The following is a 23,396-nucleotide window of genomic DNA, read 5'->3' on the forward strand; positions in this document are numbered from 1 at the left end:
AGCGAGCCTGCTCGCGATTGCGGTGTGTCAGACACCCTCATTGTTGACTGACACACCGCTATCGCGAGCAGGCTCGCTCCCACAGGGGTTGGTGTCAGGCCTTGGCGGGCTCGAGTGCCAGTTCCACCGATTCAGGCCGCTTGAGCAGCGCATACGCCACCGCCGTCAACAGACTCCCGGCCACAATCGCAAACAGATACAACAGCGCATGATTGATCGCATTCGGGATCGCCAGCACAAACAACCCACCGTGCGGCGCCATCAGTTTGCAGCCGAAATACATCGACAGTGCACCGGTCAGCGCGCCCCCGGCAATGCTCGCCGGAATCACCCGCAGCGGGTCTTTGGCGGCAAACGGAATCGCGCCTTCTGAGATGAAACACAGCCCCAACACCAGCGCCGCTTTACCCGCCTCGCGCTCGGTCTGGGCAAATTTGCGACGTGCGATAAACGTGGCGATCCCCAAGCCAATCGGCGGCACCATGCCGGCGGCCATGGTCGCGGCCATCGGGGCATAACTTTGCGAGGCCAGCAGCCCGACCGAGAACGCATACGCGGCCTTGTTGATCGGCCCGCCAAGGTCGACGCACATCATCCCGCCCAGCAGCACGCCGAGCAGAATCGCGTTAGTGGTGCCCATGCTGTCGAGGAAGTGCGTGAGCCCTTCGAGCATCCCGGCCACCGGTTTGCCGACGATGTAAATCATCACCAGGCCGGTGAACAGGCTCGCCAGCAACGGGATGATAAGGATCGGTTTCAGCGCTTCAAGACTTTGCGGCAAGCGCGCGTAACGATTGATCGCCTGCGCCGCGTAACCGGCGATGAAACCGGCAATGATCCCGCCGATAAAACCGGCGCCCAGGGTGCTCGCCAGCAGACCACCGATCATTCCCGGCGCGAGGCCCGGACGGTCGGCGATCGAGTAGGCGATGTACCCTGCCAGCAGCGGCACCATCAACTTGAACGCGGTCTCGCCGCCGATTTGCATCAGGGCGGCGGCGAGTGTGCCTTCCTCCTTGAACGCGGTGATGCCGAACACGAACGACAAGGCGATCATCAGTCCGCCCGCCACCACCATCGGCAACATAAAAGACACGCCCGTCAGCAGGTGTTTATAGACGCCAGTCTTCTCTTGTTTGGCCGGGCCTTGGGCGCCGGTCGCAGCGGTTTCCTGCTTGCCTTCGGCCAGCGCTTTGTTGAGCGTCGCTTCGGCTTGCTTCAACGCAATGCCGGTGCCGCAACGGTAGATTTTCTTACCGGCAAAACGCTCGGTGGCGACTTCGATATCACAAGCCAGCAGAACCACATCAGCATCGGCAATCGCTGCGGCGCTGAGTGGATTGCGCGCACCGACCGAGCCCTGGGTTTCCACTTGCAGGTCGTAGCCCAGACGCTTGGCCGCCTGCTGCAAGGCTTCGGCGGCCATGAACGTGTGAGCGACACCGGTCGGGCACGCCGTGATCGCGACCAATCGCGGTGCACTTTGGCTGACCACAACAGGCTCGGCGACCGCTTCGGGCGCGACATACACCTGAGCTTCTTCAGCACCGCGGCGCAGCACCGCTTCGACATCCTGCAACGCCTGGGCCGGCGTACTCTGGAACACGCGCTTGCCAATAAACCGCGACATATCCACCGGGGTACTGGTGACCAGCAACACCCACTCGGCGGCTTCAATCGTGGCCGTCGACAGCTGACGTTCCGGATGCGCGGCATCCACCACTTCGACGCTGGTGCTCCAGCCCTGACGCTGGGCCGCTGCGTCGAGCAAGCGGGCGCACAGCACACTGGTGACCATGCCGTTCGGGCAGGCCGTAACAATGGCTAACTTCATGACAAACCCTCTTATTGTTCTGTCAGGGGGCGCACGCGCACACCCTGTTCGAGCTGCGCCAACTGCGCGGCATCGCCAATACCGAAACCGATCTGCGTGACCGCCATCGCGGCAATCGCCGTGGCGGTGCGCAAGGTCTGTTCAGGCGTGTCGGCACTGAGCAGACCGTGGAGCATGCCGGCCAGCAACGAATCGCCCGCGCCCACCGTGCTGACAACGCTGACCTTGGGCGGCGTGGCGTGCATCGCCGAGCCGACACTGAACCAGTTCACGCCATCGGCACCATGGGAGATCACTACATGCTCGATGCCTTGAGCGTGCAAACGGCTCGCCGCTTCGGCTTGCGCCGCGACCGATATCACCTCGCAACCCAGCGCGTCGGCCAGCTCTTCGGTGTTCGGTTTGATCAGCCAAGGTCCGGCCTTGAGTGCCGCGCGCAACGCTTCACCGCTGCTGTCGAGGGCGACGTTCAGACCGAGGTTTTTCAAACGCTCAATCAACGCCTGCAACCACTGCGGACTGATCCCTTGCGGCAGGCTACCGGCCACCACGACTGCGTCATGACCGGGCGCGATCTGATCGAGTCGATCCAGCAATGCCTGCTGCGCCGCCTCATCGACCATCGGCCCCGGACCGTTGATGTCGGTGATGCGCCCATCGTTTTCCGCCAGTTTGATGTTACTGCGCGTCTCACCGGGGACGCGGATGAATGCATCGACAAAACCGCGTTTGGCGAACAGGGTTTCGAACGCTTGAAGGTTGTCCTCCCCGAGGAAACCGCTGACCGTCAGCTGATGCCCGAGGTCGGCCAGCACCTGCGCCACGTTCACGCCTTTACCGGCGGCATGGGTGTGCATTTCGTCGCTGCGATTGACTTGGCCAGGCTCGAGGCGCGGCAACTGCACCGTCAGGTCCAGCGCCGGGTTGAGGGTCAGGGTCAGTATTCTGGCCATTACAGGGCCTCCACTAATGCGCGCACTTCATTGGCGCTGCCCACGGCCAGGGCCTGCTGGGCGAGAATTTTGGTCTGGCTGAGGCTGAGTTCGCGGATGCGCGCCTTGACCTCGGCAATGCTGCGGCCCGACACGCTGAGTTCGTCCACGCCGAGGCCGACCAGCACCGGCACCGCCAGCGGATCGGCCGCCAGCTCGCCGCAAACGCCCACCCACTTGCCGTTGGCATGGGCCGCGCGCACGGTGATATCGATCAGTTGCAGCACCGCCGGGTGCAAGCCGTCCGCCTGGGCCGACAAGGTTGGATGACCGCGGTCGATGGCCAGGGTGTATTGGGTCAGGTCGTTGGTGCCGACGCTGAAGAAGTCGACTTCCTTGGCCAGCACCGGCGCCAGCAAGGCCGCCGATGGCACTTCGATCATGATCCCCAGTTGCAGGTCCGCAACCGGGATTTCAAGACGCAGACGTTCGGTCATGTCCCGCGCCTGGCGCCACTCATCAACGCTGCCAACCATGGGGAACATGATCCGCAGCGGGCGGTTGTCGGCAGCACGCAGCAAGGCGCGCAATTGCGCTTCCATGACCTGCGGACGTTGCAAGGTCAGGCGAATGCCACGCACGCCGAGGAACGGGTTTTCTTCTTTCGCGATCGGCCAGTACGGCAGCGGTTTGTCGCCACCGACGTCGAGGGTGCGCACCACCAGAGGACGACCGGCCAGACCATCGAGGACGCGACGGTATTCGACTTCCTGGGTCGCCTCGTCCGGCGCCTGTGAGTGGGCCATGAAAATCAGTTCGGTGCGCAGCAAACCGATGCCTTCAGCACCCTGCTCCACCGCGCTGGTCACGCCAGCGCTTTCGCCGATGTTGGCGAACACTTCGACCGCGTGACCGTCAGTGGTCAGTGCCGGTTGATGACGTTGTTCGGCGGCCGCTTTCAGCCGTTGCTCGCGGGTGTCGCGTTCTTCGGTGGCGCGCTGCAGGGTCGCTGCGTCGGCGTCGACGTGCAGGCGACCGCGCTGGCCATCGATCAGCAACGGCGTGCCCGGCGCCAGCAGCAACACCGCTGCACCGGCGCCGACCAAGGCTGGAATGCCCAGCGCACGGGCGACAATCGCGCTGTGAGCGGTCGCACCGCCGCGGGCCGTGAGGATACCGGCGACGCGGGCCGGGTCGAGACGGGCGACGTCGGACGGGCCGACTTCGTCCATCACCAGAATGTACGGCTGATCGGGCTCACTTGGAGTTTCTACACCACAGAGTTGCGCCAGCACCCGACGGCCGATGTCGCGCAAGTCGGCAGCCCGTTCGGCGAGCAAGGCATCCTGCAGCGATTCCTGTTGCTTGGCCGCCGCTTCGATCACCGCCATCCAGGCCGCTTCGGCGCTTTCGCCTTGCTTGAGGCGGGTGTCGACTTCGTCGGTCAGTTCCGGGTCGTCGAGCATTTCCTGGTGAGTGATGAAAATCTCGCGAATGGCCTTGGATTTGCTGCGCTCGATCAGGCCTTCGATGTCGCGACGCACGTGCACCAGCGCCTGCTTGAGACGCTCGCGCTCGATCGCCGCAGATTCGCCACGCAACGGGTAATCGATGGTTTGCAGCACTTGAATGTGCGCCGGACCGATGGCGATCCCCGGTGCAGCGGCAATCGCCTGGACCAGGCTGCCGGAGGCTGGTGCCAGAAGCATTTCGGCGACATCAGCAAACACTTCACGCTGTTGGCTCACGGCGGGCAACGGCTCGACTTCTTCACCGAGGCCTTCTTCGATGGCGGCGAGCAAGGCTGGCAAAGCATCAGCGGCGATGCTCGGTTCGGCGACGAATTCCAGCACCTGACCGCGACGGGCGCCGAGGCTGAGCAGTTTGCTCAAGCTCTTCACCGACACGGCGCTGTCCTGGCCCTCGACGATGCGCACGCGGATTTCACCGTCAAAACTTTTCGCCAACTGCGCGAGGATCTTCGCCGGGCGGGCGTGCAAACCGTGGGCGTTGGCCAAGGCAATGCGCGCGCTCGGCCAGTCCGCCGGCAGCTCACCGCCCAGCACTTCGAGGACTTTCCGACTGTTGGTGGCGCGGCCCAATTCGTGGCCACGACCTTCGATCAACAGCGCGCACAGGCGTTCGAGCAAAGCCTGATGCGCCTCGCCAAGGCTGGCCAGGCAGAACAGGCCACTGAGCGGCTGACCGAGGTAGCGCATGGGTTTGTCCGGCGTGACGAAGGCCAGGCCCGGACGCTTGACCGTTTGTTCGCTGTGCAACCACCACAGGCCATCGCCCAGCGGCAGCGCTTCGACTTGCTGCAACACGGCGGAGAAACCGTTGCTCACGCAATCCGCCTGGCGCAGCAAACGCGCACCGCGCCACACCAGTTCTTCGAAGTCGTCGGCGGAAACACCGAGGCCGATCATCTGTGCATCCAGTGCCAGTTCCTGCGGCGCGCCTTGCAGCAGTTTCAACAAGGCTTCGGCGGAACTGGCGCGACGCAGGGCCTGGCCCAGGTCGGTTTCACCGAGAGCGCGGGTCAGCAGTTGCAGCAATCGCAGGTGTTCATCGGATTTGGCGGCGATGCCGATCGCCAGGTAAACCATCTGGCCGTCACCCCAGTCGACGCCTTCGGGGAATTGCATCAGTCGCACGCCAGTAGAAAACACTTGATCGCGGGTTTCCGGCGTACCGTGGGGGATGGCAATACCTTGGCCGAGAAAGGTCGAGCCCTGGGCTTCACGCGCCTGCAAACCGGCGAGATAACCCTCGGCCACCAGGCCATCGGTGACCAGGTGCCCGGCCAGCAGCTGCAACGCTTCGGACTTATCCACTGCCGACTGGCCCATGGATATCTGCTCTATGGTGAGCTCGAGCATGCTTTCTCCTTTTTGGCGTCTGTGGGCGCCAGGTATTGTTTTGAATGATTCCAGCTTAGGCGCTTAGTCATCACTTTTGTCGGTTTCGCGGCAGAACCGGCCAAATGCGCTTATAACGTAGAAAATACGCCTGCTGAAACGTTTAATCTAGAATGATTGGCACGTTACTCGATTATGTCCCATCCTTGAAGTCCAACTTGTCGGAAGCGTGCAGGCAATGGTCATCGACCGGAATCGGTTAGGATTGGCGAAAATGTCGGGGCAAGCTCGAACAAACAAGGAACTCCCGAGTTGAAACTCAGTGATATCGCACAGTTGGCCGGTGTGTCCGTTACCACCGCCAGTTATGTCATTAATGGCAAGGCCGAACAGCAACGCATCAGCAGTGCCACCGTCGAGCGCGTCCGTGCGGTCGTCGAACAACATGGCTTTACTCCCAATCCCCAGGCAGCCGGGCTGCGCAGTCGGCACACCCGCACCTTGGGCTTCATTCTGCCGGACCTGGAAAACCCCAGTTACGCGCGCATTGCCAAATTGCTGGAACAAGGCGCCCGTGCTCGCGGTTATCAATTGCTGATCGCCAGCTCCGACGATGCGCCGGACAGCGAACGGCAACTGCTGCAACTGTTCCGCGCCCGGCGCTGTGATGCGTTGATCGTCGCCAGCTGCCTGCCGGCCGGTGACGACAGTTATCGTCAGTTGCAAGCCAAGGGCATGCCGATCATCGCCATCGACCGGGTGATGGAGCCTGAGCATTTCTGTTCGGTGATCAGCGATGATCGCGAGGCCAGCCTGCACCTGACCCGCAGCCTGCTCGATCCGCTGCCCACGCAAATCGCGCTGATCGGCGCACGGCCAGAGCTGAGCATCAGCCAGGAACGTGCTGCCGGGTTCAAGGAAGCGTTGACCGGGTTCAAAGGTGAAGTGCTGATCGAGCACGGCGAGTCGTTCAGCCGCGAGTGCGGCAAGCAGTTGATGGAAGAATTACTTCAGCGTCTGGGGCATTTGCCGGATGCACTGGTGACCACGTCCTACGTGCTGCTTCAGGGCGTGTTCGACGCGTTGCACGATTACCCGCTGAAAACCCGTCCACTGCGCCTCGGCACCTTCGGCGACACGCAATTGCTGGACTTCCTGCCGCTGCCGGTCAACGCCATGGCCCAGCAGCATCAGTTGATTGCCGACAAGGCTCTGGCATTGGCCCTGGCCGCCATCGAGCAGTCCGATTACCAACCCGGCGTGCAGGCCATCGCGCGGACCTTCAAGCAGCGTATACGCCAGGACTGAACCGTGGAGCTGATCGACAGCCACACTCATCTGGACTTTCCGGACTTCGACGAGGACCGCACGGCGCTGCTCGCCGAAAGCCGCGCCCTCGGGGTGCGGCGGATGGTGGTGCTGGGGGTTTATCAGGGCAATTGGCAGCGGGTCTGGGACCTGGTGCTAAGCGATCCCGATCTGCATGCGGCGTTCGGGTTGCATCCGGTGTATCTGGACCAGCATCGTCCTGAAGATTTAACCGCACTTGGTGATTGGCTGACCCGCCTGGCGGGTCATCGGCAATTGTGTGCCGTGGGCGAGATCGGTCTGGATTACTTCATCGAAACCCTCGACCGTGAACGCCAGCAGGCGTTGTTTGACGCGCAACTGCAACTGGCGGTGGACTTCAATCTTCCGGCGCTGATTCATGTGCGGCGCAGCCATGCGGCGGTGATTGCCACGCTCAAACGGTTTCGATTGAAGCGCGCAGGCATCATTCATGCCTTCGCCGGCAGCAAGGAAGAGGCGCGCGAGTACATCAAGCTGGGTTTCAAACTGGGCCTGGGCGGTGCCGCGACCTGGCCGCAGGCGTTGCGCATGCACCGCGTGCTCGCCGAGCTGCCGCTTGATTCAGTGGTGCTGGAAACCGACTCGCCGGACATGGCGCCCGCCATGTTTCCCGGTCAGCGCAACAGCCCGGCGCATTTGCCGGCGATCTGCTCGGTACTGGCCGGCATCATGGCGATCAGCCCTGAGCAATTGGCTGTCGCGAGCACGGCCAATGCCTGCGAGTTGTTCAACTGGTAAATCAACCCTGCACAAAAACCTGTGGGCTGTCAGACCCGGAACGCGCTGATCAGGTGTTTCAGTTCCACCACCTGGGCCGACAACGCGCGGCTGGCATCTTCGGTCTGGTGCGCACCTTCGGCGGTGCGTTCACCTGCGCGGTTGATCTCGACGATGTTCTGGTCGATGTCGTGGGCCACCGCGGTCTGCTGCTCCACGGCTGCGGCGATCTGCTGGTTCTGGTCGACGATCATTCCGACGGCGCCGAGGATGTTTTCCAGCGCTTGTTGAACCTTTTCCGACTGCCCCACGGTGCCATCAGCCACTTGGTGGCTGACGCCCATGGCTTTCACCGCCGCGCCGACACCGCTTTGCAGCTTGGTGATCATCTGCTCGATTTCTTCGGTCGATTGCTGAGTGCGCTTGGCCAGGGTCCGGACCTCATCGGCCACCACTGCAAAACCACGCCCCTGCTCACCGGCCCGTGCGGCTTCGATCGCGGCGTTGAGCGCCAGCAAGTTGGTCTGCTCGGCGATGCTTTTGATGACTTCCAGCACGCGGCTGATGGACTGGCTGTCGCTGGCCAATTGATTGATCACCCGCACCGACTGATCGATCTCACTGGCCAGTTGCGCGATGCTGCCCTGCTGGGACGCCACCAGGCCGCGACCGCTGATGGTCTCGTCGTTGACGCTGTGAGCGCTGCTGACCGCCGCGGCGGCACTGCGCGCCACCTCAAGTGAGGTGGCCGACATCTGGTTCATGGCCGTGGCGACCTGCTCGATCTGCGAGCGCTGCCCCGCCACCGCCTGGTTGCTTTGCGCAGAAACACTCTCGACCTGCCCTGCCTGGCGCTCGACCTCATTGACGGTCTGGCCTACGCGCTCGATCAGGTCATGGATTTTCTTCACGGTGCCGTTGAACACCTCGCCCAACTCGCCCAACTCATCACGACTTTCGGCGCGAAAGGTCACCGTCATGTCACCCGCTGCGACTTTATCCAGCGTCGCGCCGAGGCGTTTGAGGGTGGTACGGGTCGAGGCGTAGAAGCCGCCGTAGAGATAAAAAATCAACACAAACACCACCGACAGCGCCACAGCCTGCATGACCATGTGGGTGCGGTTCTGATCCAGTCGCTGCTGCAACTGGGTGCCGAGAAAGGTCAGGGTGGCCTCGTTGAGTTGGTAGGTCTGGTCCATCAGACTGGTGACCTGATCGTAAAAAGCCTGCCACGGCGCATCGAGGGTGTCGGCCATCACCACCTGTTCTTCGAACAGTTCATTGGCCTTTTTCAGCGAGGCCTTGCTGCTTTCGGCCTGGCTCGCCAGGGTTTCACGCGCGGCCTTGCTGGAGCCCAATGCGTCATTCAGCTTCAAACCGTATTCGCCCTGGAGCTTTTCGATTTGTGCCAGCAGCTCATCGAATCGTGTGCTCGACGACGAATTCAGAAAACCCTGCCCCAGCGAATAGGAACCCATCGCCCGGCCGTCGCCCAGGATCTGGGTCACCGGTGGCGTGACGTTGGTAATGAGTTCGCTGAGCTGGCGCATATCGCTTTGACTGTCGCGGCTCAGGCCGGCCTGAGTGGCGATGATCTGGCTGAAAATCTGCGCATTGCCGAGCAATTTGCCGATCAGCGCACTTTTACTTTGCAGGGAGGTTTCCGCCTGCTGGGCCTTGAAGCCGGCGATCATTTCATCGCGCTTGGCGTCGAAAACGGTGATCTGCTCAGGGTCCGTGGTCATCGCCGTCAGCCCTTGCAGGCGGGCCAGAACACCTTGCTCCAGCGTGCTGATCTTCGTCTCGACGTTGCCGGCCTTGCCGGACTGGCCGAGGGTGACGTTGATCTGCACCAGATTGTTCAGGGTTTCCAGATCACGCCGCAGCGTCAGGCTGCTGCCGAGCAGGTCGAGGCTTTGCAGCTCGACCTGGGTGCCCTGGAATTCACGATAGGAATCGCGAACCAAATAGAAGTTGGTCACCAGCATCGGCACGAGGAACAGCACACTGATCAGGCTGAACTTCATGCCGAAGCTCAGGCGATTCATCAGCGCGACGGCGGGATAGAGCAAGCTCTTCACTGGAAGTCTCCCTTTTGATTCTTATTTTTATTGGCAGGCGCGGATCGACGGCACATAGCCACTATTTAGCGCTGACTCTGTATAGCTTAAATCGGCAGGGGGTTTTGTAACTTAAGGTTAACGAGGTACGCGCGTACCTGTAGCCGCTGGCGCAGGCTGCGCCAGCGGCTCGTGGGGAAGGCGTTTAAGGGAGGACGGTCCACAACGCAAAACCTGCATACCAGAGCACCGCCGCACGCAGCAGCAACTCCCAGATCCGGTCCAGGCTATTGATGCCATCCGGTCCGACGACCGGTGCAGGAATTTCACCGGCCACCAGCCCGACTTTCTCGATCAGCTGAGCGGCGCTGATGTTCCAGTTCAGCAGTTCATGCAACATCACCCGGCTCACCGCCACAAAGTTTCCGACCAGCGCGAAACTGGCCGCCAACAGGCGCACCGGCACCCAATCGAACGCATGACGCAATTGTGCAGCGCGTTCGACCACGGCCGGGTTCTGCCCGTGCTCTTCGGCCAACGCCAGCAGTCGGTAGCTCAGGGCTGCGACCGGGCCCAGCACGAAGTACCAGAAAATCACTGCGAAAAAGCTCTGGTAAGCCTCCCACAGCAAATGACCTTCGACCCGCTCAAGCAGTTGCTCGCCGCTATCGGCGCAGATTTCCAGGTCGCGCTTCGCCACATGGGCAGCCGCCTGCAGGTCTTCCCGGCGCCAGGCATCGCGAAACGGCCCGAGGCCGGCCAGCAAATCGCCGCGGCCCAGGCTGTAAATCACCACCAGCAGGTGCACCGGCAACGCCAGCAACCCGTAGGCCACCGGTTCCAGCACCACCAGCAACAAACCCAGCAGCGCCACCGGCAGCAACACCAGCACCACTAATATCAGCCATGGCCGATCGATCAGGCGCGGGCTGACTTCAAGCTTGTTCAGCTCACGCACCCAACCGCCATCACGCTGGACCCGATGGCGCAGGGCCGAGAACTTCTCGATCCAGACAGCCAACAGCAACACCAGAAAACTCATTGTTGTTCCTCTTGTTCCAAAGCGGCTTTTGCCAGGGCGGCGCGATAGCGTGCCCAGTCGAACGCAGGTCCCGGATCCGTCTTGCGTCCCGGTGCGATGTCGCTGTGCCCGCAGATCCGTTGCGCGGTGATCGCCGTAAAGGTGTTTTGCAGCTGTAGGGTCAGCGTGGTCAACGCGTGATACTGGGCGTCGGTGAACGGCAGATCATCCGTGCCTTCAAGCTCGATACCCACGGAAAAATCGTTACAGGTTTCCCGCCCCTCGAAACTCGAGACGCCGGCGTGCCAGGCGCGCTCCAGACAAGAGACAAACTGAGTGACGGTGCCGTCACGTTCGATCAGAAAGTGCGCAGACACCCGCAGACCAGCAATCCCCTCAAAGTAGGGATGCTCCGTGACATCCAGACGATTCTGGAAAAATTCCTGCACCTTGCCGGTGGCGAACTGTGCTGGCGGCAGGCTGATGTTGTGGATCACCAGCAGGGAAATTTCGCCCGAGGGGCGCGCATTGAAGTTGGGCGACGGGCAGACATGCACGCCCTGACACCAACCGCTCGCGGGGTCCAACTGCATACAGGTTCCTTCAACGACGACTGTGTTGGCGCCCAGTATGCCGCGATAGACCCTCGGGGCGCGATCACTTGCCGCGATTGAGACGCCGCAGATTGCCAAGCACTGACTCCAGGGCCCGGTCGAACAGCAAGGTATCGTCCAGCGCCCGCACCGCGCCACGGCGAAACTCCAGGGCCAGACCGGTGCGGCTGCGCTCCAGCACTTTCATTCCGGTGCGGTCGACGAAGATGTATTTCCCGGTGGCCTCGATGATCGCCGCCAGTTTGCAACGCAGGGTGTTTTCATCGTCTTCCTGGAACTCGACCCAACTGCCGATGCGCAATTGATCGACCTGAAGCAAACCGGCATCGTCCACCGGCAACCGCACCGACACCTCATCCGCCGGGCCCTCGTCGGCGGTTCGCAGCACGATTTCCTGCAGCACTTCGACCATTACCGGCGGCTCGACGGGTTGTTCAACGGCCTGGCCCGGGCGCTCGAACAGTTGCAGGTGCAAGGTTTCCAGCTCACTGAAAAACTCACTGGTCGCGAATGGATCGAAGGCCGAGCTGCTCAGCCCGTCGCGCAAGGACTTCAGCAAGCCTGGCACCAGCGCCAACAAACGCAGGCTTGCATCGGGCTCGTCATGGCGCTGCACGCTCCAGATCAATTGCTCCATGACCTGCACATCGGCATGCCATTGCGCCGACGCATCACCATGCTTGAGGCAGGTCAACAGCAGCACTTTGCTCCAGGCGTCCTGAACAAAAACCACCACACCTTGGGGCAGCATTTTTCCCAACAGCGCCTGATTCAGCGCCTGCTCGACACGCTGGCGAGCCAGCTCAGTCCTGGCGCGGCCTTCTTCGGCGTCACGGGTGCGCTGCTCCAGCAGTTCACTGCGACGGCGCTCATCACCGGTGAAGGCGAGAAAATCCGCGAGCAACTCGGAGAAGATCGCCGGATCGTCAACAAAGTCATTCAACAGCCGCTGCACCACTTGCTCGATGCGCAGATAGAGGCTGTCACGCTGGTGGTTATCGCACTCGCCCCACCCCATGGCGGCAGCGGCGATCTCGTTGAGCAGACGCCGGGCCGGGTGGCTGGCGCGACTGAAGAAGCTCTTGTCGAGCACCGCGACCTTGAGCATCGGGATCTGCAATCGGCCAATCAGCGCCTTGAGAGAATCCGGCAGGTTGCGGTCATCGAGGATGCATTCGAACAGCATCGCGATCAGGTTGATCACGTCTTCGTCAGCCACGCCGACGACACGCGACTTGCCGCTTTTGACGCTGACCCGGGTCAGCAATTGTTCGAGCTGGTTACGCAGGTCGAAGTCGTCCTGGGTTGCCAGCGCGGGCACGTATTGCTGTAAGTGCGAGAGCAGGCGCATCAGGTCGCGGGTGGAAATGGGCTGAGTCTGGGCACTCGCCTCGAGGGTGGGTGCGACGCTGCCGCGCACGTGCAGTAACAGTTCCTGCAAAGCGGCGAAGACTTCCTGCACGCCTTCGTCGATCGGTGTGTGGATGCCGACTTCGACAGGTTCGGCATGGGCGCTGGCGGCCGCATGATCGGTGGCACGCCGCGTGGGAGCGGGCTTGAGATCAGGCAACACACCGGTAGCGATGAGCAGCTGATTGGCTTCGGCATACAGCTGATCAGCGTTGCTGAGCACGTAGCGGTCGAACAGCTTGAGGATGATCAGCTTGACCTTGATCTCCACCCCCAGGTTGCGCCAGGCCTGCAAGAAATACTCACAGAGCCGCTCCGGCCCCAACGGGTTGTGCTGTTCGTCCAGCGCCCTGCCCAGCAGAGCACTGAGTCGGGCCGTCAGTTGGTCAAGGGCGAAACCGTCGCGGTTCAGCACTTTGCTGACCATGGCGTCCACCGCAACACTGCGTTCCAGATCATCATTGGGCAATGCACCCGCATCGGACGCCAATGCCTGAGTGGCAGCCAGGGTGCTTTCAAACTGCGAGAGGCTGACGAATGCCTCGAAGAATTGTTCGAGGAAACCGCGCTCGATGCTTTTTCGCTTCAGTCGCAAATCGCGCATGGCTTCGAAGAAGAGGTTCTGCTCGACGTCATTGCGGGCCCGGTCGGCCATTTCGAACAGCGTGTCGTCGGCGTTATCAAACAGGTCCTGCAAACCATGCCTGAGCTGTTGAGTGGCCTTGTCGCGAACCTGAAGCAGAATCACAGGCAAGCGGGCGAGCGGCGACTGCATCGCCTGATCGGTAGTCGCCTTGCGCAAAGGCACTACATTCCCGTCGTTGTGCATCCAAGCCTCCTGAAGCGGTGATTCTGCGAATAATCGTGCACCCAAGACCACGTCAAACCCATGACGTCAAAAGCAAGGCGGATTATCTTGTAAAAGAGTCCCTGTGTGCCAGCAGACTCTGCGTTTCGCCTTGAAATAGACGCGTAGGGAAGACGCTGACTTACTGCCGATGATTCAAGGGAATCGACCAAATGCAGGTTTGCATGCGACGGGAACGCCTCTGATGCCTTGGGTTGCCTTGCGCCATGGCCCTATAATCGGGCCACTTTGTTTGTGGAGCCCGTTATGCCGAATCTACGTCTCGCCGATTTGACCGCCGAAATCGAAGCCAACGTGCGCCGTGCGTTGCTCGAAGACATCGGCAGCGGCGACATCACCGCGCAACTGATCCCGGCCGAACGCCTGGCCAAAGCCACCATCATCACCCGCGACGCCGCAGTCATCGCCGGCACCGCGTGGGTCGATGCCGTTTTCCGGCAGCTCGATCCACGGGTCGCGGTGCACTGGCAGGTGCGCGACGGCGAACGGGTGAAACCCAATCAGGCGCTGTTCCACCTCGAAGGCCCGGCCCGCTCGTTGCTGACTGGCGAACGTTGTGCGCTGAACTTCATGCAAATGCTCTCGGGCGTGGCCACTCGTGCGCAATACCTGGCGGACTTTGTCGCCGAGACTCAGGTGAAGTTGCTCGACACCCGTAAAACCCTGCCGGGGCTGCGTCTGGCGCAGAAGTACGCCGTGACCTGCGGCGGTTGCCACAACCACCGCATCGGCCTTTACGACGCCTTCCTGATCAAGGAAAACCACATCGCCGCCTGCGGTGGCATTCCTGAAGCCATTAACGCTGCGCACAAGATCGCCCCGGGCAAGCCGGTCGAGATTGAAGTGGAGAACCTGGCGGAATTGAAAGAAGCCCTGGCGGCGGGCGCAGACATCATCATGCTCGACGAGCTGAGCCTGGATGACATGCGTGAAGCGGTGCGCCTGAACGCAGGCAAAGCGAAACTGGAAGCCAGCGGCGGCATCAACGAAAGCACGCTGCTGCCGATCGCCGAAACCGGCGTGGATTACATCTCGATTGGTGCAATGACCAAGGATGTGAAGGCTGTCGACCTGTCGATGCGTCTGAGCCTCTGAGCATGAAAAAACGCCAGCCTCATTGAGGCTGGCGTTTTTGTCAGACCACCAGATTGTTCATCTCGCAGTACTCTTCCCACTCGACGCCCAATACCTCGGCCGCCTCCTTGTGCAGCACCAGGCGCGCAGCCTCGAACTCTTCAGGGGTCGAGGTGTACTTGAGCGTCAGCTCCCACGGCTGCAAGCCCTGGGATTCCGCCTCATCCTCGAACGCCCACTGGATCTGGTCTTTCTGATCGTCGGCTGGCAGGTCCTTGATCTCTTCGGCTAGCTGGGGCGACTCCAGCAGATACTTTTTAAGCGCTTCTTCGTGTCTGGCTTCTTGACTCAATTCTTTAACGGTCATGGCGTTCTCGCTGATCTGGGGAATGGAAGATGGATCTGGATCATCAAGGATCTCTCTGACGCAAAAAACCGTTTGAAGCCCGGTTTGTCTGGCCTTCAGAACCATTCGGGGATCATCTGAAAACTGCAAAGTGGTGCGTGTTCAACGTCCGAATATAGGACGTTTGGTCGACGATTTATATGGACTTTTACATCAAATCTACAAAAAAACCGTTGATCGGGCTTTCTGAAAATTTTCCCTTGCTACCCAGGAACAACGTTCAAAAGGTAAAGTCATAGCGATGTGCCATCTAGGCACTTCACAAGGAACCCGGTGATGCACAATTTTTCAAAGCTTCCGTCTACTCTATTAGCAACCGGCATGGCTGCCCTTCTTTTCGGCGGCCTGATACTGCCCGATTCGGCTGAAGCGGGCCTTGAGTACAAATCCGACAGCGCAAACTCTTCCGATAAAATCCTGGTTTTCCACAACTATTACGGCACAGACGTGATGGTCAAATCCGGTATCAGTATCGAAGACGTAGAAAAATTACAAAAAATGGTCAAAACCGATACGGCAGATCTGGAAGAGCTGAAGAAAACCGTCAATGCACAGACGCGACTCATCGAAGAGCTCAAAAAGGACACGGGTTCCAGTTCAAGCTCGAATGCCGGCGAATTGGACAAACTCAAGCGCACCGTCAGTGACCAGGAAACGGCGCTGAAAAACCTCGCCAAAGCCATGGACGAGTTCAAACGCAACAGCGGCTCGAGTTCCAGCTCCAGCGCCGGCGAAGTCAATGACCTCAAACGCACGGTCAGTGATCAGAACACCGGTTTGGTAAACCTCGCCAAGGCCGTGGACGAACTTAAACGCAATAGCACCTCGAATTCCAGCTCCAGTTCCAGCGAAGTCAGCGATCTCAAGCGCACGGTCAGCGAACAGGACAACAACCTGAAAAAGCTCGCCAGTCAGATGGACGATCTCAAACGCAGCAGCGGTTCGAGCTCCAGTTCGAATTCCAGTTCCAGCGAAGTGAGCGACCTGAAGCGTACCGTCAACCAACAGGACAACGACCTGAAAAGGCTTGCCAGTCAGGTGGAAGACCTCAAGCGCAGCGCCGGATCGAGTTCCAGCTCGAGCTCCAGCGATCTGTCCAGCCTCAAGCGGGAAGTCAGCGACCAGGACAATCAACTGGATCAGCTCAAACGCACCGTGGAAGATCTGAGCAGAAAAGTGAAGTAATCCGGGACGGGGTGGCGAGTACATCGTACTTCGTCACCCCAATCCCCGACGATTCTCACATTCTCGTTAGCTATCCAGCGGGCGGCCGAGCGCATCAGGGGCCTTCTGATTAATCATCAGATACGCATTGGAAACCTTTTTGCCGACCCATCTCGACATCCGTATGGAAGGGAGATCGACAGCCTTGCGGAATACCTCGGCAGATAGCCAAACGATAGCCATGCTGGGAACCAATGCGACCATAAGGGCATTCCAGTAGGAAAAGTACTGCAGGGCAACGTGCACAAAATAGGTCGCAATGCACGTCAGCAGTGGAAAGTGAATCAGATAGACAGCAAAGGATATGTCGCCCAGGTAGCGAAACACTCTGCTGCTGAGTACCGACTTGGCTGTCAGTGAAATACTAACGGCCATGACAGCAAAAAATGCCCCCATGCTTGAATAGAAGTCGAAATTGTTTCCCGGAACGACAGGCAGATAACCCCACACGCCGTCCATGATGCCGTAATAGGGGTAAGACCCCATCCATAACGCCAGCACCACAGAGACCAATATTGCCAATGCTTTGAGGGGACCAAAAAATGTAAATCTGGCCATGATTTCACCGGCAATTATTCCCAGCGCAAACGCCGGGAACCAATAATGACCAGCCACCAGTACAACGACAACGAGACAGGCGAGGCACCTCCGCTTGAACTCAGGAATAAGCCATACGATTGCAATGACGAACAAAGAACCTATCAGTTCAATACTCAGCGTCCAGAGCACCGGGTTGATGGGGCTATAGCCGATGTAGAAGAAGCCGATGCCATCGCGCAACACGGTTGACCAGAAAGAACCAACGTCGGCGTACTGGTTTGTCATCAGCGACAAGGTCGTCGGATACACCACCGCCAGATATTTTCCTTGCGTCAGCGCCCCCACCACCCAGGCAAATACAGCTGAGGCAAAGGCCGGTAGCATTAATCGTGGGAAGCGCTTGGCCGCAGCGCTGACGGCCCATCGGGTAGATGGATTTGTCTGACCCGGCAAACTCAACACGTACCCACTCAATACGAAAAAAACCGCCACCCAGAAGTGGCCATTCAAAATGATATTGAGCGGCGTAGTCGCAAATAAGACTTCATACCCGTGCTGGATGGTGGGTTCAGGGTTAAATACCCCAGGGACAAAAGTCTGGACGTAATGGGTGACGACAACAAGCAGCGCAGCCAGTCCGCGCAGCCCGTCCAAATGCTCGACGCGCACCATTCCACTTTGCTTACTCACAGAAGCCTACTTATACGATGGGTTGGGCGCATGGTATCAATGCCCTTCGTAAAAACCCATCTACACGATCAGTGCGCGCCTACGAAAACTCAATATGGTGCCGGAGACAGGAATCGAACCTGCGACCTTCGCGTTACGAGTGCGCTGCTCTACCGACTGAGCTACACCGGCTATCAGCTAAACCTAGCATCGAGGCAGTAGACCGGCAACCTGCTGAAAAACGCCCATGGGCAGGATTTGTTGAGTCACCGCCTCAAGACGCGAAAAAAGGAACAGATGCTTCCAACCTGCCCGCGCCACGATCAATAGCCTCGTATGCATCGATAACGTTCAGTTAACCCGCCACTTTTTCCTCGGGACACCGACGACACCGTGAATATTGGCCTGTAGAATTGCGGCCTTGAGCCATTATCCTTCAGCATCGGGTGCCAGAAATGTCTGCAAAAATCACGGGGCGCATTGTCTTCCTCGATTACATGCGCGTATTCGCTTTTGTCAGCGTTTTGATCGGACACAAACTGTCTGATCAACTTCTTGCTTTCATTTCTGACACTTCAAACCATGCGACACTTCGATTGGTGGCAGAACTTGTTTATCCCTTCTGTTATGGAGGCGCCGCCGGAGTAGTGGTGTTTTTCTTAACGTCTGGCTACATCATTACCCATGTGCTTCAAATGGAATCGCCCGTTGAGTTCCTGATAAAGCGAGCCTTCCGAATATACCCGCTGTATATCGTGGCCTTGTTGTTAGAAGCCCTGATGTGGAACCACCTCAATAACGCCCCCTTTGCGCCGTTAAGCGTCTGGATACCAAGACTGTTATTGATCGGCGACTTCTTTCAAACACCCCATGCCCTTGCGGGTGTCGAATGGACGCTGAGAATAGAAATAATGTTTTATGCGTTTATGGCACTGCTGAAGGCCGTCGGGGCATTTCGTCATCAGAAGTGGATGCCCGCTGTCCTGCTCGGCACCGCAGTGGTGCTTTTCCTGCTCCCTCAAATTCCCGGGCCTGAAGTCTGGATTCATGGCTACTTCACGCTGTATGCCCCATTCCTCCTCATGGGATCGCTGCTTTACCTCGCCGAATCGGGTAACGCTGACAAAACGATATGCTTTTGCGCAATCGGCTTGATGATGGTGGCTTTCCTCGCTCTGCTGACAAAACTCCACCCGGTCTGGTCGCAGAGTCACTTTGCGATCTTGGCATTGGGGATATTTGTTGGTTTCTGGATGCTGGGGCGAAAACTTCCGGACGGAAGACTGCTGCGCACTGCATCCGATTTAACTTATTCCGTATACCTGTTCCACAACTGGATCTGGCTGTACTTCTCCGTTTGCGTTGACAGCTGGGGAATAAAAGCAGTACCGAAAAACTTGCAGATATTTATCTTGCTCATTGCGACGTGTTACTTGATGCACAAGCTCGTAGAGCTACAGGGTATAAAGCTTGGTAAAAAAGTACTTGCCTACTACAAAGGACGCAAGGTTTTACAGATCACGCAGCCCTCGCCCCAAGTGGGGGTTTAAACCGCTAAAATATTGCCGTGACTTCAGAGCAGGGAAGCTCTTAAAGACTGGTTAACCCATAAAAAAATGCCCCGCAGCTTTCACTGCGGGGCATTTTTTTTAACGTTGAAACGATCAGGCGGGGGTGATTAAACGCCCGACGCCTTGGCCGCTGCTACGTCTTTGATGGACAGCTTGATACGGCCGCGGTTGTCCACGTCCAGTACCAGTACTTCCACTTCCTGACCTTCTTTCAGGATGTCGGTCACTTTCTCAACGCGAGCGTCGCTCAACATGGAGATGTGAACCAGCCCGTCCTTGCCCGGCAGGATGTTGACGAATGCGCCGAAGTCGACGATGCGCTCAACCTTACCGACGTAGATTTTGCCGATCTCGGCTTCTGCGGTGATGCCCAGAACGCGCTGACGTGCTGCTTCAGCCGCTTCCTTGGTTTCGCCGAAGATCTTGATCGAGCCGTCGTCTTCGATGTCGATCGAAGCCTTGGTCTCTTCACAGATCGCACGAATGGTCGCGCCGCCTTTACCGATGACATCACGGATTTTGTCGGTGTCGATTTTCATCGCGATCATGGTCGGAGCGTTTTCCGACAGCTCGGTACGCGACTGGCCAATGATCTGGTTCATCTGACCGAGGATGTTCAGGCGCGCTTCCAGGGCTTGGCCCAGAGCGATCTCCATGATTTCTTCGGTGATGCCCTTGATCTTGATGTCCATCTGCAGCGCGGTAACACCTTTGGCGGTACCGGCTACCTTGAAGTCCATGTCGCCAAGGTGGTCTTCGTCACCCAGGATGTCGGTCAGGATGGCGAACTTCTCGCCTTCTTTAACCAGACCCATGGCGATACCGGCAACCGGTGCTTTCATCGGAACGCCGGCATCCATCAGGGCCAGGGAAGCGCCGCAGACCGAAGCCATGGAGCTCGAACCGTTGGACTCGGTGATTTCCGATACAACACGGATGGTGTACGGGAACACGTCGGCAGCTGGCAGCATGGCTGCAATCGAACGACGGGCCAGACGGCCGTGACCGATTTCGCGACGACCAGCGCCACCCATGCGACCACACTCACCTACCGAGAACGGAGGGAAGTTGTAGTGCAGCATGAACGGGTCTTTTTTCTCGCCTTCCAGGGTGTCCAGCAGCTGTGCATCACGGGCGGTGCCCAGTGTTGCAACGACCAGAGCCTGGGTTTCGCCACGGGTGAACAGTGCCGAACCGTGGGTCTTTGGCAGAACACCGACTTCGATGTTCAAAGGACGTACGGTCTTAGTGTCGCGGCCGTCGATACGTGGCTTGCCGTTTACGATGTTTTCGCGAACGGTGCGGTATTCGATTTCGCCGAAAGCAGCTTTGACTTCGCTGGACGAAGGCTGACCTTCTTCACCGGACAGCTTGGCCACAATCTGGTCTTTCAGTTCGCCCAGACGAGCGTAACGGTCGGCCTTGATGGTGATGGTGTAAGCCTGGGAGATCGCGTCGCCGAACTCGGCACGGATAGCGCCCAGCAGAGCGGTGGCTTCTGGCTGAGGAGCCCAGGTCCAGGTCGGTTTGGCAGCTTCGGCAGCCAGTTCTTTAACGGCGTTGATCACAACCTGGAACTCGTCGTGAGCAAACAATACAGCGCCCAGCATCTGGTCTTCGGTCAGCTCTTTGGCTTCCGATTCAACCATCAGAACGGCTTCCGAAGTACCGGCAACGACCATGTCCAGGCTCGAAGCTTTCTGTTGTTCGTAAGTCGGGTTCAGCAGGTAGCCGGTGCTTTCGTGGAACGCAACGCGGGCAGCGCCGATCGGGCCATCGAAAGGAATGCCGGAGATGGCCAGCGCAGCCGAGGTACCGATCATCGCAGCGATGTCCGGATCGGTCTTCTTGCTGGTGGAAACGACGGTGCAGACAACCTGCACTTCGTTCATGAAGCCTTCAGGGAACAGCGGACGGATCGGACGGTCGATCAGTCGGGAAGTCAGGGTTTCTTTCTCGGAAGGACGGCCTTCGCGCTTGAAGAAACCGCCAGGGATCTTACCGGCAGCGTAAGTCTTTTCCTGGTAGTGAACGGACAGAGGGAAGAAGCCCTTGCCTGGATCGGCTTGCTTGGCACCGACTACAGTCACCAATACGCTGACGTCGTCGTCAACGGTGACCAATACTGCGCCGGAGGCCTGACGGGCGATACGGCCAGTCTCGAGGGTAACGGTCGACTGACCGAACTGGAATTTTTTGATTACCGGGTTCACGGTGTCCTACCTTCTTTTGTGGCTCTTGGGGAACTTGTCTTCTTGCGAAATTCTTGGGCAATGTCGGGAGTCGGCCCAACCGCTGTCCAGGGTAAAACGTGTATCCAGATAAAACTTGAGGCTGGGAGCCTGCCATACGCCAGCGGGAAACCCACTGACGTACGACAGACAACCAACCTCTAGCGCAATCGCTTATTAGCGACGCAGACCCAGGCGACCGATCAGAGCCTGGTAACGACCCAGATCCTTGCCTTTCAGGTAGTCCAGCAGCTTACGACGCTGGTTAACCATGCGGATCAGACCACGACGGGAGTGGTGATCTTTACCGTTGGCCTTGAAGTGACCTTGCAGCTTGTTGATGTTGTGGGTCAGCAGTGCAACTTGCACTTCTGGCGAACCAGTGTCACCAACAGCTTGCTGGTAGTCAGCAACGATTTGAGCTTTTTCTTGAACGTCGAGAGCCATGAGGCAATCCTTTTATCAGGAAACTGTTTCAAAGAAACAGCTTCAACAGGCCAGGGACAAATCCCTGTATCTAAAAATGAGTAGTGACCGTGCCTGTTAACAGCCACCCTCGTTCGGTCATTCTGACCGAATCAGTCGACGTGGCGCGATGCGCCCGTCTTCGCTCACTTCACCGATGCCGATGAAGCGACCATTGTGATCCTGTACTCGCACCATGCCGAATTTCGGAGCATCCGGGGCACGTACCGGCTGACCGTTGAGCCAGTAGAACGCGCTCGCTTCCGAGAAGTGCAGCAACGGCCAATCCAGCAGGCCGCTGTCCGATGGCATCAGGAAGCGGTCTACCGCTTCGTTGCCGCCTTCGGCATGTACCGCTTCCAACTCTTCAAGCGTGACCGTCTGCGCCAGCGTGAAAGGCCCGGCCTGGGTACGTCGCAATTCAGCCACGTAAGCGCCACAACCGAGTTGCTCACCGATATCCTCCACCAGGGTGCGGATATAAGTGCCTTTGCTGCAATCCACCGCAAGCCGCGCAGTATCACCCTCAAACACGAGCAATTCCAAGCGCGCAATAGTAACAGAACGCGGTTCACGCTCCACTACTTCGCCTGCACGCGCCAGCTTGTACAGCGGTTGGCCATCACGCTTGAGCGCCGAGTACATCGGCGGTATCTGACTGATTTGCCCACGAAATTTCGGCAATACAGCTTCGACATCGACGCGACCAACGGTCACCGGGCGTTCCTGCAAAACTTCACCCTCGGCATCTGCCGTGGTGGTGGTCTTGCCCAGTTGCGCCAGGGTTTCGTAACCCTTGTCGGAATCGAGCAGGTATTGCGAGAACTTGGTGGCCTCACCGAAGCACAACGGCAACACGCCGGTGGCCAGCGGATCGAGACTGCCGGTGTGACCGGCCTTCTCGGCGTTCAGCAACCAGCGAACCTTCTGCAACGCGGCGTTGGAGGTAAATCCCAACGGCTTGTCGAGCAGAATGATACCGCTGACGTTACGACGGATACGTTTGACCTGAGCCACCGATTACTCCTTGGCGTCTTCGGGTTCAGCCGCTACCGGGTGCTGATTGTCTTCAGCCACCGCACGCTCGATCAGGGCCGACAGGTGCGCGCCACGCACGACGCTTTCGTCATAGTGGAAGTGCAGCTGAGGAACGCTGCGCAACTTCATTTCGCGAGCCAGCTGCATACGCAGGAAACCGGCGGCGGAGTTGAGCACCTTGATGCTTTGCGCAATGTCTTCGGCGTTGTCCTGGCCCATCACGGTGATGAAGATCTTGGCGTGACCGACGTCACGGCTGACTTCAACAGCGGTAATGGTGACCAGGCCGACGCGCGGGTCTTTTACTTCACGACGGATCAGCTGGGCCAGCTCACGCTGCATCTGATCGCCGATACGCTGGGTACGGCTGTATTCTTTTGCCATGTCTTGTTACCTGTTACTGCCCCACGGTGAAACCCGAGGGGTCTGAAAGCGGCAAACGCCCGGCCTGACAAAAGCCAGACCGGGCGTTGCGTTTAGAGTCCTGACGCTGTGCCGCGCATCTGCATGC

The 23,396-nt window shown here is 59.0% G+C and carries 18 protein-coding genes, 1 tRNA gene and 1 pseudogene; 5 read left to right on the forward strand and 15 right to left on the reverse strand.

Features of this window, described 5'->3' with window-relative positions:
* Nucleotides 1-94 precede the first annotated feature (94 nt).
* From ACRC4F_RS02425 to ptsP, 3 genes are read right to left on the reverse strand one after another with little or no spacing between them, the layout of a single operon-like run.
* Nucleotides 95-1,834, reverse strand: a complete 1,740-nt coding sequence (locus tag ACRC4F_RS02425; RefSeq protein ID WP_438657922.1) for a PTS fructose-like transporter subunit IIB — start codon at nucleotides 1,832-1,834, stop codon at nucleotides 95-97.
* Nucleotides 1,835-1,845: 11 nt separating this feature from the next.
* Nucleotides 1,846-2,787 (reverse strand): 1-phosphofructokinase, encoded by a 942-nt coding sequence (pfkB, locus tag ACRC4F_RS02430; protein ID WP_438657923.1) that lies wholly within the window; start codon nucleotides 2,785-2,787, stop codon nucleotides 1,846-1,848.
* Nucleotides 2,787-5,648: a phosphoenolpyruvate--protein phosphotransferase gene (ptsP, locus tag ACRC4F_RS02435; protein WP_438657924.1), complete on the reverse strand. Its 2,862-nt coding sequence runs from the start codon at nucleotides 5,646-5,648 to the stop codon at nucleotides 2,787-2,789. The genes pfkB and ptsP overlap by 1 nt, the downstream gene beginning before the upstream one ends.
* Nucleotides 5,649-5,939: 291 nt before the next feature.
* Between ptsP and cra the strand changes: the two genes are divergently transcribed.
* Nucleotides 5,940-6,935, forward strand: coding sequence for a catabolite repressor/activator (cra, locus tag ACRC4F_RS02440; RefSeq protein WP_438657925.1), 996 nt, complete (start codon nucleotides 5,940-5,942; stop codon nucleotides 6,933-6,935).
* Between the two features lie 3 nt (nucleotides 6,936-6,938).
* Nucleotides 6,939-7,715 (forward strand): TatD family hydrolase, encoded by a 777-nt coding sequence (locus ACRC4F_RS02445; RefSeq protein WP_438657926.1) that lies wholly within the window; start codon nucleotides 6,939-6,941, stop codon nucleotides 7,713-7,715.
* 29 nt (nucleotides 7,716-7,744) lie between these two features.
* On the opposite strand, the gene ACRC4F_RS02450 is transcribed toward ACRC4F_RS02445, so the two are convergent.
* From ACRC4F_RS02450 to ACRC4F_RS02470, 5 genes and pseudogenes are all read right to left on the reverse strand, one after another.
* On the reverse strand, nucleotides 7,745-8,674 hold the full coding sequence (locus ACRC4F_RS02450) for a methyl-accepting chemotaxis protein (protein WP_438657994.1): 930 nt from the start codon (nucleotides 8,672-8,674) through the stop codon (nucleotides 7,745-7,747).
* Nucleotides 8,651-9,742, reverse strand: a pseudogene (locus ACRC4F_RS02455) (methyl-accepting chemotaxis protein); the annotation flags it as partial. The pseudogene ACRC4F_RS02455 and the gene ACRC4F_RS02450, both read right to left, overlap by 24 nt.
* Before the next feature lie 217 nt (nucleotides 9,743-9,959).
* Nucleotides 9,960-10,796 carry a regulatory signaling modulator protein AmpE gene (ampE, locus tag ACRC4F_RS02460; protein ID WP_438657927.1) on the reverse strand — a complete coding sequence of 279 codons (837 nt, stop codon included), beginning with the start codon at nucleotides 10,794-10,796 and terminating at the stop codon, nucleotides 9,960-9,962.
* Nucleotides 10,793-11,368, reverse strand: coding sequence for a 1,6-anhydro-N-acetylmuramyl-L-alanine amidase AmpD (gene ampD / locus ACRC4F_RS02465; protein WP_438657928.1), 576 nt, complete (start codon nucleotides 11,366-11,368; stop codon nucleotides 10,793-10,795). Before ampD ends, ampE begins: the two co-directional genes overlap by 4 nt.
* A gap of 64 nt (nucleotides 11,369-11,432) precedes the next feature.
* Nucleotides 11,433-13,628 carry a DUF1631 domain-containing protein gene (locus ACRC4F_RS02470; protein WP_438657929.1) on the reverse strand — a complete coding sequence of 732 codons (2,196 nt, stop codon included), beginning with the start codon at nucleotides 13,626-13,628 and terminating at the stop codon, nucleotides 11,433-11,435.
* A gap of 285 nt (nucleotides 13,629-13,913) precedes the next feature.
* On the opposite strand from ACRC4F_RS02470, the gene nadC reads away from it, so the two are divergent.
* Nucleotides 13,914-14,762: a carboxylating nicotinate-nucleotide diphosphorylase gene (nadC, locus tag ACRC4F_RS02475; RefSeq protein WP_438657930.1), complete on the forward strand. Its 849-nt coding sequence runs from the start codon at nucleotides 13,914-13,916 to the stop codon at nucleotides 14,760-14,762.
* 40 nt (nucleotides 14,763-14,802) lie between these two features.
* On the opposite strand, the gene ACRC4F_RS02480 is transcribed toward nadC, so the two are convergent.
* Complete coding sequence (locus ACRC4F_RS02480) at nucleotides 14,803-15,108, reverse strand: DUF6388 family protein (RefSeq protein ID WP_438657931.1); 306 nt, start codon at nucleotides 15,106-15,108, stop codon at nucleotides 14,803-14,805.
* A 315-nt stretch (nucleotides 15,109-15,423) separates the two neighbouring features.
* Between ACRC4F_RS02480 and ACRC4F_RS02485 the strand changes: the two genes are divergently transcribed.
* Complete coding sequence (locus tag ACRC4F_RS02485; protein WP_438657932.1) at nucleotides 15,424-16,332, forward strand: hypothetical protein; 909 nt, start codon at nucleotides 15,424-15,426, stop codon at nucleotides 16,330-16,332.
* A 66-nt stretch (nucleotides 16,333-16,398) separates the two neighbouring features.
* On the opposite strand, the gene ACRC4F_RS02490 is transcribed toward ACRC4F_RS02485, so the two are convergent.
* A complete protein-coding gene (locus ACRC4F_RS02490; protein WP_438657933.1) occupies nucleotides 16,399-17,601 on the reverse strand; it encodes an acyltransferase family protein in 1,203 nt (400 codons plus the stop codon).
* Nucleotides 17,602-17,696: 95 nt separating this feature from the next.
* Nucleotides 17,697-17,772 (reverse strand) — tRNA-Thr (locus ACRC4F_RS02495).
* A gap of 263 nt (nucleotides 17,773-18,035) precedes the next feature.
* Here ACRC4F_RS02495 and ACRC4F_RS02500 point away from each other — a divergent pair.
* Entirely contained in the window at nucleotides 18,036-19,130 is a 1,095-nt protein-coding gene (locus tag ACRC4F_RS02500; RefSeq protein ID WP_438657934.1) for an acyltransferase family protein, read from the forward strand.
* Nucleotides 19,131-19,258: 128 nt separating this feature from the next.
* Here the strand turns inward: ACRC4F_RS02500 and pnp are convergent, their stop codons facing one another.
* From pnp to rbfA, 4 genes are all read right to left on the reverse strand, one after another.
* Nucleotides 19,259-21,364 carry a polyribonucleotide nucleotidyltransferase gene (pnp, locus tag ACRC4F_RS02505; protein ID WP_438657935.1) on the reverse strand — a complete coding sequence of 702 codons (2,106 nt, stop codon included), beginning with the start codon at nucleotides 21,362-21,364 and terminating at the stop codon, nucleotides 19,259-19,261.
* Between the two features lie 195 nt (nucleotides 21,365-21,559).
* On the reverse strand, nucleotides 21,560-21,829 hold the full coding sequence (gene rpsO / locus ACRC4F_RS02510; protein WP_003176135.1) for a 30S ribosomal protein S15: 270 nt from the start codon (nucleotides 21,827-21,829) through the stop codon (nucleotides 21,560-21,562).
* Between the two features lie 117 nt (nucleotides 21,830-21,946).
* Nucleotides 21,947-22,864: a tRNA pseudouridine(55) synthase TruB gene (gene truB / locus ACRC4F_RS02515; RefSeq protein ID WP_438657936.1), complete on the reverse strand. Its 918-nt coding sequence runs from the start codon at nucleotides 22,862-22,864 to the stop codon at nucleotides 21,947-21,949.
* 3 nt (nucleotides 22,865-22,867) lie between these two features.
* The gene (gene rbfA / locus ACRC4F_RS02520) at nucleotides 22,868-23,269 is read right to left on the reverse strand and encodes a 30S ribosome-binding factor RbfA (RefSeq protein ID WP_007942872.1); all 402 of its coding nucleotides are present in this window, start codon (nucleotides 23,267-23,269) and stop codon (nucleotides 22,868-22,870) included.
* Between the last annotated feature and the right edge of the window lie 127 nt (nucleotides 23,270-23,396).

Source organism: Pseudomonas sp. (genome assembly GCF_051660785.1).
GTDB lineage: Bacteria > Pseudomonadota > Gammaproteobacteria > Pseudomonadales > Pseudomonadaceae > Aquipseudomonas.

What these genes read in the sequence shown, in the direction of transcription:
- ACRC4F_RS02480 (WP_438657931.1), bottom strand. Translation starts at nt 15,108, where the DNA reads ATGACCGTTAAAGAATTGAGTCAAGAAGCCAGACACGAAGAAGCGCTT.
- ACRC4F_RS02500 (WP_438657934.1), top strand. Translation starts at nt 18,036, where the DNA reads ATGTCTGCAAAAATCACGGGGCGCATTGTCTTCCTCGATTACATGCGC.
- rpsO (WP_003176135.1), bottom strand. Translation starts at nt 21,829, where the DNA reads ATGGCTCTCGACGTTCAAGAAAAAGCTCAAATCGTTGCTGACTACCAG.
- ACRC4F_RS02450 (WP_438657994.1), bottom strand. Translation starts at nt 8,674, where the DNA reads ATGACGGTGACCTTTCGCGCCGAAAGTCGTGATGAGTTGGGCGAGTTG.
- ACRC4F_RS02425 (WP_438657922.1), bottom strand. Translation starts at nt 1,834, where the DNA reads ATGAAGTTAGCCATTGTTACGGCCTGCCCGAACGGCATGGTCACCAGT.
- ampE (WP_438657927.1), bottom strand. Translation starts at nt 10,796, where the DNA reads ATGAGTTTTCTGGTGTTGCTGTTGGCTGTCTGGATCGAGAAGTTCTCG.
- ptsP (WP_438657924.1), bottom strand. Translation starts at nt 5,648, where the DNA reads ATGCTCGAGCTCACCATAGAGCAGATATCCATGGGCCAGTCGGCAGTG.
- ACRC4F_RS02485 (WP_438657932.1), top strand. Translation starts at nt 15,424, where the DNA reads ATGCACAATTTTTCAAAGCTTCCGTCTACTCTATTAGCAACCGGCATG.
- nadC (WP_438657930.1), top strand. Translation starts at nt 13,914, where the DNA reads ATGCCGAATCTACGTCTCGCCGATTTGACCGCCGAAATCGAAGCCAAC.
- pfkB (WP_438657923.1), bottom strand. Translation starts at nt 2,787, where the DNA reads ATGGCCAGAATACTGACCCTGACCCTCAACCCGGCGCTGGACCTGACG.
- rbfA (WP_007942872.1), bottom strand. Translation starts at nt 23,269, where the DNA reads ATGGCAAAAGAATACAGCCGTACCCAGCGTATCGGCGATCAGATGCAG.
- ACRC4F_RS02470 (WP_438657929.1), bottom strand. Translation starts at nt 13,628, where the DNA reads ATGCACAACGACGGGAATGTAGTGCCTTTGCGCAAGGCGACTACCGAT.
- ampD (WP_438657928.1), bottom strand. Translation starts at nt 11,368, where the DNA reads ATGCAGTTGGACCCCGCGAGCGGTTGGTGTCAGGGCGTGCATGTCTGC.